This window comes from Brevinematia bacterium (genome assembly GCA_039630355.1).
In the GTDB taxonomy this organism is placed as follows: domain Bacteria; phylum Spirochaetota; class Brevinematia; order DTOW01; family DTOW01; genus SKYB106.
On sequence record JBCNVF010000094.1, the window covers coordinates 1 to 11,692 of the forward strand.

An 11,692-nucleotide genomic window follows, 5' to 3' on the forward strand; every position below is an offset into this window, starting at 1 on the left:
CCCGCAACAATCGGAGCTTTCATCTACGAAACATACAAAACCTTAAAAAGCGAAAGCTTAAGCCTTAAATTTGAATGGACGTATGTTATAGGATTCCTAGTCGCCTTAGTCGTCGGATACCTTGCTCTGTGGATTCTCATGAAGTTGCTTAAAGAAGGCAAATTCTACATTTTCTCAATATATACCTTCATAGTCGGACTTTCAGCATTAATTTTCTAGGAGGTAAGTATGGAAGAAGAACTAAAAGAAGTTAACCTTGATGTAACCGAGATTCAGAAAATATTACCCCATAGGTTTCCATTCCTTCTAGTTGATAAGATTGAGAAGATGGGAACAACTAAAGCAATAGGATATAAGAACGTCACAATAAACGAATGGTTTTTTCAAGGACACTTCCCCGGATACCCAATAATGCCAGGAGTTTTGATAATAGAAGGACTTGCCCAATGTGCCGGCGTTTTAGCTCTCAAAGCTATAGGGTATTCCTCTGATAATCCTCCACTGATTTTCTTCGCAACAATTGATAATGTAAAATTCAGGAATCCCGTTTTTCCAGGAGACAAACTTGTGTATGAAGTTGAAATAACAAAAATCTCAAACAAATTCGGTAAGTTCAGAGGTATTGCCAAAGTCGGCGACAAAGTCTGTGTAGAAGCCGAAATGATGGCAGTAATACAAAATAGATAGAACTCAAACCACCCTTCGGATGACCTAACCCTAAGCAGTCTAGAAAAAAGAAAATTCAGGCCCATTGAGATACAAAAAGTGGAAAGTAAACTATAGTTTCACTGAAAGTATAACAAAACTATAGTTCCATCTAGGAGGTTTTATGTCAAAAATACACAGCACTGCGATAATTGAAGGTAATGTCACACTAGGAGCTGAGGTTGAAATCGGACCTTATGTGGTGATCAGAGGAAATGTCAGCATTGGTGACGGAACTAGAATAGAAACAGGAACCTGCATCTATGGAAATGTTAAAATTGGCAATCAGAATAGAATAGGCCCCTACTCAGTAATAGGTTCTGATCCACAAGATCTTAAGTATGAAGGAGAGTCCGGATTTATTGAAATAGGAAACGAGAACTGGATAAGAGAATTCGTAACCATACATAAACCCACTTCAAAAGAAAGTACTACCAGAATAGGTAATAAATGTCTACTTATGGTTGGAGCCCATGTCGCACACGATGTCACCCTAGGTAATGAGGTAATTCTAGTCAATAACTGTCAGTTAGGAGGATTTTCAGTAGTTGAAGACGGTGCTTTCGTTTCAGCTTTAATAGGAGTACACCAACACACAAGAATCGGTAAATTTGCCATGGTTGGAGCCTTATCAAAAATAACCCAAGACATACCCCCCTTTACTATGGCTGTAGGTATTCCCGCAGAAGTTGTAGGAATAAACTCCGTAGGACTGCGAAGAAGAAATTTCTCACCCGAACAAAGAGACAGAATAAAAGAAGCCTACAAGATCATCTACAAATCGTCCTACACTATAAGAGAATCAGCACAAAGAATAGTTGAAATTTTCCCAGACGACCAAAACATCAAATACATCTCTAACTTCATCCTCTCTTCCAAAAGAGGAATAGTAAAAGGACTAAGGACAGAAGAAAAAGCTGAGATTTAGAACTTACGTTGTATAGAAAGTAGATTTACTTTCAAAAGAAGGTATGTTTGCAGAAGTCCTTGTTAACATACCAACAAACGAAACTTTCTGGTATCAAATAGAAAAACCACACGAGAATATTAAAAAGTATACTAGAGTTGACATAATCTTCTCCCAAAAGAATACTCAAGGACTTATTCTAGATATCTCCCCCGAACCTAAAGGTAAGAGACTAGGGAAAATAAGAAGAACGATTGACAAAGAAGAGGTATTTTCTGACGAGCAAATGGAACTTGCCAAATTCATTTCCGAGTATTTCACCGCCACTCTCTCAGAAACTGTCTTTTCTATGATACCTAACGGTAGTAGATTAAATAAAATCAGTGAACCTAAAAACTTAAGGATCACCGAAAATACCACACTCACATCAGCTCAAGAAAAAGTATATCAGGCTATAAAGAGTTGCTTCGGAAAAAATGAAATCTTTCTACTCTACGGAGTTGCTGGAAGTGGAAAAACCGAAATTTACAAAAAACTCATCAAGGACATTCTTAACCAAGGTAAATCTGCTCTACTTCTAGTTCCTGAGATCTCTTTGACTCCACAGTTTATTGACAAATTCTCTTTCATTCCCAGAGAAATAATGGCAGTATACCATAGCAAACTCACCGATAATGAAAGATTCAATACCTACATGTCTGCGAAAAAGGGAATAAAAAGGCTCATCATTGGGCCAAGATCATCAATATTTCTCCCCCTTAAGAACCTAGGAATAATAATAATTGACGAATTCCACGAAACTTCTTACAAATCCTCTAGCACACCTAGGTATTCAACCAAGGATATCGCAAAGTGGATCGCTAGAAAAAAGAGCATTCCTCTCGTTCTAGGTTCCGCAACTCCACCCGTTGAAGACTTTTACCTAGCAAAACAAGGAGTATACAAACTACTAGAACTTAGAGAGAAGTTTTCAAAGCATCAAAGAATTGAAACAGAGATTGTAGATATGAAAAGTCTCCCAAAAGGACAGGTAATATCTCCTAGGGTTATTTCAGAAATTAATGACAAGCTGAGAAGTGGTCAGCAAGTTATAGTGTTTATTAACCGAAGAGGTTTCAGCAATTTCGTAAAATGTGGAGTATGCGGTTTTGTACCTACTTGTCCAAATTGTGATATAACTCTGACCTACCACAAATTCAAAAGTTCTCTAGAATGTCACTATTGTGGCTACAAAGAAAACTATACTGAGCTGTGTCCAAAGTGTAGTAAAGGGAAAGTCTTTGATATAGGACTTGGAACAGAGAAAGCAGAGGAAATAATAAGGAATACTTTCCTCAGAGCAAGAGTTGTGAGAGTAGACTTGGACACAACTCGGGAAAAGGATATTTATGAAAAGATCTATTCTTCCTTGAAAAAGGGTGACATAGACATAATAGTGGGAACACAGATAATAACCAAGGGATTGGATATACCACAGGTCAATCTGGTGTGTGTTCTATTCCCAGAGATTGTCCTTAGGTTGCCAGATTTCTACTCCTCCGAAAGAACCTTTTCTCTGATCTTACAGGCCCTAGGCAGAGCTGGACGAAGAGACGAGGTAGGTAAGGGAATAATTCAGACATCTGACCCTGAGCATTATAGCATCAAGACAGCAACATTACAAAACTACGAGGAGTTTTATAACTACGAGATCGCAAGAAGAGACAGATTTAATTACCCACCGTTTACGTTCATCACAAGATTCATCTTCAGAAGTGAAGTTGAAAAAAACTGTCTAGAGATAGGAAGATCTGCCAAAATACTACTTGATAGCCTTTCCTATAAAAGAGAGGATACCTTTATCTCCCCCTTACTACCCGCTCCAATCAAAAAGATATCAAAAAACTACAGATACCAGATAGTGGTTAAAAGCAAGAGTGAAGAGCTTATAACAAAAGCACAGAAAACTGTCTTTGAAAACTTAGCTGGTAAAAAGGGAGTATACATAGAGATAGATAGAAACCCTCTTTCTCTACTCTAAGCTAAGCCCTAAGAGTTTTATCTCTGGCTCAAGAAGTATTCCAAATTTTTCAAAAACTCTCTGTCTAGCTAATTTAATCAGTCTCAAAACATCTTCTGCTTTGCCATTTCCGAGGTTTATTATGAAGTTTGCGTGCTTTTCTGAAAACATAACATCACCTATTCTATAGCCGGCAAGACCTACATCTCTTATAAGTTTCCAAGCCTTAAAACCATCTGGGTTTTTGAAAACACTTCCAGCGGAAAAACCCCTTGGCTGTGTGTTAGCTCTGTATCTTAAGTTCTCCTCCATCCTTTCTTTTATCTTTGTATACTCACAAGGCTTCAGTTCAAACTCTGCAAATGTTACGATGTAATCCCTTAAACAGCTATCCCTGTAAGAAAATGTTATTTCGTCTTTGGAGAAGACAACCTCTTCACCTTCTTTAGTAAAGCAGTAAACCTTTCTTACAATATCCTTTATTTCGCTTCCGTGAGCTCCAGCATTTAACACCAATGCTCCTCCAATAGTTCCAGGTATAGCTACACAAAACTCAGCACCCTTAAGAGAGTGGTCAAGAGCAAACTTGGATAAAGCTGGTAAAGAGAAACCACTTCCTGTCAATATGGTTGTGTTATTCTCCTTACCACTACAAACCTCAACTCTGTTAAATTCTCCCGAGAGTTTAACTATCACAATATCATTTATCTCACCATCTCTTACAAGAATATTTGATCCTGCTCCGAGTATGAAATAACCAATTCCTTCCTCATTCGTAAAACTAAGAAAATCTCTCAACCCACTGATAGTATATATCTTTACAAAATATCTTGCTCTCCCACCAATTCTAAAAGTTGTGAACTTTTTAAGCTCTACGTTCTCAAAAAGTTCTAAACCTTTACTACTTTTCAAACTCTCGCAACTTAGCATACAAAAAACAAAATAAAACTTGGATTACAAGTGAAAAAACGAGGGGACACATCTCCCCTCTTTTAACCTTTATAATTCCTCAAGCGTCTCCATAGTTTTCTTTGGAGAAACATCAGCCTTACCTTTAACTTTAGGTTCTGATGCTTTTTCTGCTTTCGCTACCTCACCTCCAGACTTTTTGTATGCCATCTCCGAAACAGTTTCCTTTTCTTCAACTTGAGCAAAAGATTGATCAATATCTGCTCTAACAGTAGACCTTCTTCTAGTATACTGAGCAAATGCAACATCTCTAAAGCCCTTTGACAACTGGAACAAGAACTCATTAATCACCTCAGCCATCTGTTTAAGAATAAATTGTTTCCTTTTGATCGTTGTGATATCCAATTCTAAGACCAGGCCAGGTTGTATGTGATGTGGGTTAAGGGAATATGCAAATTCTCCAAATCTTTTCATCACGAAATCTATCCTCTCTTCAAGTATTACTCTTTCTATAGGCCTTTCACTACCATGCATCTTCTGAAGAATCTCTTTTATAAACTTAATTCTTCTAAACAAATTCTCTGTCTGTGGTATATAGTGAGGGTTACTTTCTTCAACTACCGTATCCTCTGGATCTAGAAAACCCAACTCCTGCCATTTGACTTCATCACCACCATCTTCAGCATTTGCTTCAAAGTATTCCTTAGCCCAACTTCTAGGCATGTATCTAAGAACCATATCGTCAAAGTCCTTAATGTTGTATCTTTTCTTATTCTTAAGATAATATTGGTAAACTAACTGCCACAATCTCCTAACTTCTCTCTCAAAAGCCTCAAAATGCTTGTCATACTCCTCTCTAAGCTTAACGAGCTGGTTTTGATCATAGTAGGCAATCTTTATTCTATAACTTTCGTGTGGCAACTTCTCAGGATCAGTCTCCTCATATTCCTTTATTACACATACTCTAGCATTTTTGAAGTTATTTATGTACTGATACCCTAGCTTTCCTGTATCAAGTATGGATGTAAGAATATTGACTGCAGAATTATATCCTCTGTTTCTCACATTCTCAATATCAAATATCTTCTTTATAACCTCTCTTATGTTGAGAGGGTCATACTCATCAGGTGGTATCTCTGCTCTCAACCCCTCAATCTTATCAATAAACTTCTTAGCAAGAATCGTATACCTTGTAGAGTTCTCATCATCCTTATCATCACTTGTAAAATTCTCAATCTGCCTTATCTTCTCAAAAATTATCTCCGTTTTGTCAAGTTCCGCCTTTCCTTTATCAATTAAGTCCTCATTAATCTTATCAATTTCCTTGTCAATAAGCTCAATAATTCTGTGTTGGATTGCTTCCTTTATTATCAAGGAGAGAGGAACTTGATAATGATAGATTGGACTTATAAGTTCGTTTTCAAGAATATTTATTGAAAGTTTGACATCATAAACATGAACAGGATTGTAAGGGTTGTCTCTAAATGTACCTTTCATTATTGCATAGGCATTCTGGCCTCTAACTAATGCTCCAATATCTGTCTTCTGTCTTAACAATGCGTTAGTCCTCTCTTCAATCTCTGTGATTTCTCTTTGTATATGTCCTTGAAGGTGACCATACATATTTACTATTGACTTCTCAACTTCCCCCGTATGGAACTTCTCAGGACCAGCGATCTTGTCAAGAAGTTCAACTATCTCTCTAGGAGTATACCTAGCCATCTGCCTGTTCTCTTCTCTGTCAACAAATGTTCTAACCTTCTTAAGAAATTCGTCTTCTACTGTTTTAATATACCTATTCATCATGTTCTGATAGGTGATGTTGATGTAGTTGTAGATCTTATCACGAATACTTCCCATAATATCAAGCTTGTCTGTAATATTTGGTGGTAGCTTCGTTATAATCCTATTCATGAGCTCATTGGTAAGGTCATTAACAAATTTCTTATCTTCAGCTTCTTTAGACCTACCTTCCTGAACCAAACTCTCATGGCTACCAACAGCACTCGGTATGTTAGGATCAAAAACATTAGGCCCCTTAGGAAATTGGTCTAGCATACGAACCTCCTCTTTATGTAATCATAAAAACATTTTAGGACAAGTAACTTTAAATTGTCAATTAAACTTTTATACTTTTTTTGAATGAAAAACACTAAATTGATTAGAGCAAGAAGTGGGGGAGAAAAGAGCCTTAAAAAAGGCTATAGGAGGAAATTCCCCTCCCAAAGCTCCCCCAAAATGCTACTCAACAATTAAAACTGCATTCTTACCACCAAATCCGTCATCAACATATTCTGAAGGCTTTGGAGAAATATACGCTTCTAGCTCACTCATATCCTTTGGCCAGTTACCATCAATGTAGTATTTATACGCATATTTACCTGCATCCCACTCAACTTCTATCTCAAATATACCATCACCATCAGGATCTTCCATAGCGTAATTTGGATCAGTAGGATTCCAACCGTTAAATGACCCAACTAGATTAACAGAGGAAGCTCCACCATATTCGTTTGAATCAAAGGTAAATTTTATAGTTCCCGCCTTAATCTTCCCAGCTTTAGCATCAGCCTTTGCAGTCTTGCTTTTCTTGTCCTTCTTCGCAGTTGAATCCTTTTTTGCACCAACTGGAGCGCAAGCAACAACAGAAATTGCAAACACTACTATTGTAAGCAACCCTAGTAACTTTTTCATAGTATCCTCCTTTTTCTGAAACATATTTTAAGAATACCAATCTAGATTGTCAAGAAAAAAATTCAGAAAGTGTTTTAAAACTCTATCAAGGTTATTGAAAGACCCTTTTTACACCACTAACACTAAATTCAACAAACTCACAACAGAGATATCAGGATAGTCCTAGACATAGTCCTAAACCACACAAGTTCATCACATCCTTGGTTTGTTGACCCTGCCGATAATGGTTCTAGAAATAACTGGTACGTATAGATAATATTATTCTGTTTAGTTACCAGAGTTAAAAATGCTTCTCTTACCCTACTTTCACCTTATTTTCAAGCTTGCTAGGGCTATAATGGCAAATATTATTCCGAGTATCCAGAATCTGACAACAACTTGCGTTTCACTCCATCCACTCAGTTCAAAGTGATGGTGAAGAGGAGCCATTTTGAATATTCTCTTCCCTCCTGTTAACCTATAATAGAGTATCTGAAGTGCGGTAGAGAGTGTTTCCATCACAAACACCATTCCTACGATAACAAGAAGTAGCTCTTGCTTTGTTGTTATTGATATAGCCCCAAGTGTTGCCCCGAGAGACAGAGCACCAGTGTCTCCCATAAAGATCTTAGCGGGATGAGCGTTATACCACAGAAATCCACCTAAGCCCCCAACGATACTTCCTACAACAACAGCAAGTTCACCAACTTTGTCTATATACGGTATGAGAAGATAGCTAGCAATAACCACATTTCCAGCTAGATATGCAAAAACCCCATAAACAGCATAAGCAATACCTGCAAGACCTCCAGCAAGTCCATCAATTCCATCAGTCAGATTTACCCCGTTTGAAGCACCAGTGAGAACCAATATGTAAAACACCACCATAACAAACATTGGCAGTGTCAGAGTTAGTTCGCTAGTGTATGGTATGAAGAGTTTATCAAAGTATGGTCTAAACGGTTGGTAGAAATATAGCACTAAAATGAAAACAAGTGAACATAAAAGCTGAAGCGAATACTTCTGAAATATTGATAGCCCTTTATGACTCCTTCTCACCTTCTTTAGATAATCGTCTAGGAATCCTATCGTTCCGAAAGAGAGCATTATAAATAGTATTAGGAAAGGATAGATGCTATTAAACCTTATCCACAGCAACGACGAGATAACACTGGCAATAATGAAAAGAAATCCACCCATTGTTGGAGTTCCTTGCTTGCTACGGTGAGTCTCGGGACCAAATTCCCTCTCAGATTGCCTAAACTGTAGCTTGGACACGATATTGATGAAAGTTGGCATTAGTAAGAAAACAATCAAGAAAGACGTTAAAGAAGCCATCAAAGATCTAAAAGTTATATACTTGAATATATTAAATCCAAAGAATATTTCCCTCAAGGGGAAAAATATCTCGTAAAACATTATACTCCTCCTCTTGCAAGTTCTACTGCCTTTAACACAGCCTTCGCTTTGTTTATGGTTTCAAGGTACTCGCTCTCTGGAACTGAATCGTATACAACCCCTGCTCCAGCTTGAACGAAGGCCTCCTTCCCCTTTGCTACCATAGTTCTTAAGGTAATAGCGGAGTCCATATTACCGTTAAACCCTAGATACATAATCGCACCCGAGTAAACTCCTCTCTTTACGTTTTCAAGTTCATCAATAATCTCCATTGCTCTGATCTTTGGTGCTCCCGAAACGGTTCCTGCTGGAAACACCGCCTTCATAACTTCAATTGGCTCAACATCCTTTCTAATTTTCCCTCTTACGCTTGATACTATGTGCATAACATGCGAATACCTTTCTACAACCATATAATCTTCAACCCTTACACTACCATACTCCGATATCCTCCCAATGTCATTTCTACCAAGATCAACAAGCATTATATGCTCAGCAAGCTCTTTATGATCGGAAAGAAGCTCCTTCTCAAGAAGTTTATCTTCATCAGATGTTTTGCCTCTAGGTCTGGTACCCGCAATAGGCCTAGTTTCAACAATACCGTTATGCAACTTAACTAACATCTCTGGAGAAGACCCTGCTATTACTATATCGCCAAAGCTGAGAAAATACATATAAGGTGATGGATTTATCATCCTTAGCCTTCTGTAGACTTCAAATGGGTCTACATCTAGCTCAAAATACAACCTCTGCGACAATACAACTTGGAATATATCACCATTCTCAATATATTTCTTCGCTCTCACAACTACGCTTAAAAAATCTTCTTTGTCAAAATTAGATCTCCACCTAATAGGAGAGTCCACCTTGATAGTTCCATTTAACCTAAGAGGAGACTTTATTACCTCCACAACCTCCTCTATCCTTCTTGTTGCTAAATTCAGAGCATTACTTTCGTAAGATGTAACAGGCTCAATTGAAACGATCTTGACGAACTTTGAGATATTATCAAAACAGATTAATATTGATGGGAATATAAAGTAGAACTCAGGAAGTCCGAACGGATCAGGGTTTTTATCCGGTATCTTCTCAATGTATCTTACAGTATCATATGATATATATCCTACAGCTCCGCCATAAAATGGTATCTCCAAAGGGTTATCTATTCCTCTGAGAACCTCAACTTTTGACATATTTTGAAGTATCCTAAATGGATCATGAGTAGTATCAGTGAAGTTTTCAGCTCCCTCTATACTATACTCCGCAATACTTTTACTTCCCAACCTTTCCTTCTTAAAAGCTTTGAAGATGAGAAAAGGTCTTGAGCCTATAAAGGAATATCTACCAACAATTTCATTACCTATCACACTCTCCAGAAGAAAAGAGTATAAGGACAACCCTCTCAGTTTAAGATAAATAGACACCGGAGTCTCTATATCACCGGGTAATGTCTTTTCAACTATTACCACTTTCATAGTCACTTACTTAATGCTTCTTCAACAATTCTTTTCACTACCGCCCCATCTGCTCTCCCCTTAACCTTAGGCATAACCTCCTTCATAACCCTACCAACATCTGAAGGAGATTTAGCCCCAATAGATGCTATAGCACTAGTAACTATCTCTCTTATCTCCTCTTCAGACAATTGCTTAGGTAGATACGCTTCTAAAATTTCCAGTTCTATTTTCTCTTTCTGCACTAGATCATCTCTGCCACCCTTCTCATAAAGCTCAATAGCCTCTTTTCTCTTCTTTATCTCCTTCTGTATAACCGAAACTATCTCATCCTCTGAGATCTCCTTCCCACTACTACGCAATTCTATTTCTCTATACTTTATTGCCGACTTAAGTAAGTTCAAAGTCTGTCTTTTATTCTCATCCCTTTCTCTCACGGCATTTTTGTAATCCTCATTTATCCTATCAAGTATCATAAATCCCTCCCGTGTACTCTGTTGATAGTTTATTTTAACTCCTACTACCGTAAATTTTCTAATTAAGACACCCCCCTAACCCAATAAGTTCCAATTTCCGTTACGTGAGTAATTAAGTAATTTTCACTACTAGAACCAAAAGAGTAACTAGACAAGAAAACCAAAATCTCTCCGTTTATCTGATGGACAACCTACAAACTAATAAAAACAAAAGAGCAACGAAAAAACCAATTTATCAACAAGGAGGGATCTCAATTCTTCCCTAACCAATCTCCTAAAACACTTCACCCACAAACTAGCCAAATCAAAACAAACTTGAGAATCCCTCCTTTTTTCTCCTCAGACACTACAACGCTAAAACTAACTCCTACTTTTTCTTCTTTAAAACACTAGAATCATAGCCACCTATCTCCGTAAAGAACAACATTTTCTTTCCCTTCCAGTCTGCAAGCACATAAGCATTTGTGCCTATAACATTACCTTCATACTTAAAAACAAGCAACGAAGCTATATCCTTACTACCATCTATACGTTCATAATCGTTAGTATAACTACCTATTCCAGTACTAATAATTATCTGATTGTCAGTAATTTCAAGAGTCTGAACAATACTCGTTTCAGAACTTTCACTCTTCACCCTATATTCAAATTTCCACTTACCCTTTATACCACTAACACTACCGTCAGCCACATAGCTAAGCGGAAAGAGTCTAGACTCTTTTATGAAGAAGTACATAGACTCATTAGTTTTTTTGTCCTTTGAGGTAACTAACAATATATAATCGTTTGAGACAGCAATAGTTCCTTCATTCGTCTCATTACTACTCTGAGCCACAAAAGTTTTGTCAGGATTTACTTTCAACTTTACGCTTCCATCAAGACTCTCCCACTCTCCAACAACTCAGACGCAGGATCTGGCGAAATTATAGCACATCCCAACAAACTAACCACACCAACAAAAATGGTGAAACCTACAAAAGGCATATACCTCTTTCCCATAAAAACCTCCTTATAACAATATTATAAACCACAACAAACCAAGTTTCAATAGCTGAAATCTGAAGTTTGTAGTAGAGTTTGGTAAAAATTAAAGTGAAAAAACCTCCTCTTGCCCTTAAAATAAAGGCAAAAGGAGGAATATATGAATAATAGAAAAACTATAAATCACTTT

General features: G+C 37.4%; 12 protein-coding genes. 4 read left to right on the forward strand and 8 right to left on the reverse strand.

Annotated features, from left to right (window positions below):
* The 4 genes from ABDH28_06480 to priA all read left to right on the forward strand — a co-directional run.
* Window positions 1–219, forward strand: a 219-nt coding sequence (locus tag ABDH28_06480) for an undecaprenyl-diphosphate phosphatase (protein MEN2998661.1), incomplete at its 5' end; no start/stop codon positions are given.
* 9 nt (window positions 220–228) lie between these two features.
* Entirely contained in the window at window positions 229–687 is a 459-nt protein-coding gene (fabZ, locus tag ABDH28_06485) for a 3-hydroxyacyl-ACP dehydratase FabZ (GenBank protein MEN2998662.1), read from the forward strand.
* 142 nt (window positions 688–829) lie between these two features.
* A complete protein-coding gene (gene lpxA / locus ABDH28_06490; GenBank protein MEN2998663.1) occupies window positions 830–1,633 on the forward strand; it encodes an acyl-ACP--UDP-N-acetylglucosamine O-acyltransferase in 804 nt (267 codons plus the stop codon).
* A 43-nt stretch (window positions 1,634–1,676) separates the two neighbouring features.
* Window positions 1,677–3,632 carry a primosomal protein N' gene (gene priA / locus ABDH28_06495; protein ID MEN2998664.1) on the forward strand — a complete coding sequence of 652 codons (1,956 nt, stop codon included), beginning with the start codon at window positions 1,677–1,679 and terminating at the stop codon, window positions 3,630–3,632.
* Here priA and murB read toward each other — a convergent pair.
* From murB to ABDH28_06535, 8 genes are all read right to left on the reverse strand, one after another.
* A complete protein-coding gene (murB, locus tag ABDH28_06500) occupies window positions 3,624–4,523 on the reverse strand; it encodes a UDP-N-acetylmuramate dehydrogenase (protein MEN2998665.1) in 900 nt (299 codons plus the stop codon). The two genes, priA and murB, sit on opposite strands and share 9 nt — an antisense overlap.
* An 87-nt stretch (window positions 4,524–4,610) precedes the next feature.
* The gene (gene cfpA / locus ABDH28_06505; GenBank protein MEN2998666.1) at window positions 4,611–6,578 is read right to left on the reverse strand and encodes a cytoplasmic filament protein CfpA; all 1,968 of its coding nucleotides are present in this window, start codon (window positions 6,576–6,578) and stop codon (window positions 4,611–4,613) included.
* Between the two features lie 183 nt (window positions 6,579–6,761).
* Entirely contained in the window at window positions 6,762–7,214 is a 453-nt protein-coding gene (locus ABDH28_06510) for a glycogen-binding domain-containing protein (GenBank protein ID MEN2998667.1), read from the reverse strand.
* A 306-nt stretch (window positions 7,215–7,520) separates the two neighbouring features.
* Window positions 7,521–8,612 (reverse strand): phospho-N-acetylmuramoyl-pentapeptide-transferase, encoded by a 1,092-nt coding sequence (mraY, locus tag ABDH28_06515; protein MEN2998668.1) that lies wholly within the window; start codon window positions 8,610–8,612, stop codon window positions 7,521–7,523.
* Window positions 8,612–10,066, reverse strand: coding sequence for an anthranilate synthase component I (gene trpE, locus ABDH28_06520; GenBank protein MEN2998669.1), 1,455 nt, complete (start codon window positions 10,064–10,066; stop codon window positions 8,612–8,614). Before trpE ends, mraY begins: the two co-directional genes overlap by 1 nt.
* Before the next feature lie 2 nt (window positions 10,067–10,068).
* The gene (locus ABDH28_06525; GenBank protein MEN2998670.1) at window positions 10,069–10,521 is read right to left on the reverse strand and encodes a GatB/YqeY domain-containing protein; all 453 of its coding nucleotides are present in this window, start codon (window positions 10,519–10,521) and stop codon (window positions 10,069–10,071) included.
* Between the two features lie 367 nt (window positions 10,522–10,888).
* Window positions 10,889–11,383, reverse strand: coding sequence for a hypothetical protein (locus ABDH28_06530; protein MEN2998671.1), 495 nt, complete (start codon window positions 11,381–11,383; stop codon window positions 10,889–10,891).
* Window positions 11,384–11,385: 2 nt separating this feature from the next.
* Window positions 11,386–11,520, reverse strand: a complete 135-nt coding sequence (locus tag ABDH28_06535) for a hypothetical protein (GenBank protein MEN2998672.1) — start codon at window positions 11,518–11,520, stop codon at window positions 11,386–11,388.
* Window positions 11,521–11,692 lie beyond the last annotated feature (172 nt).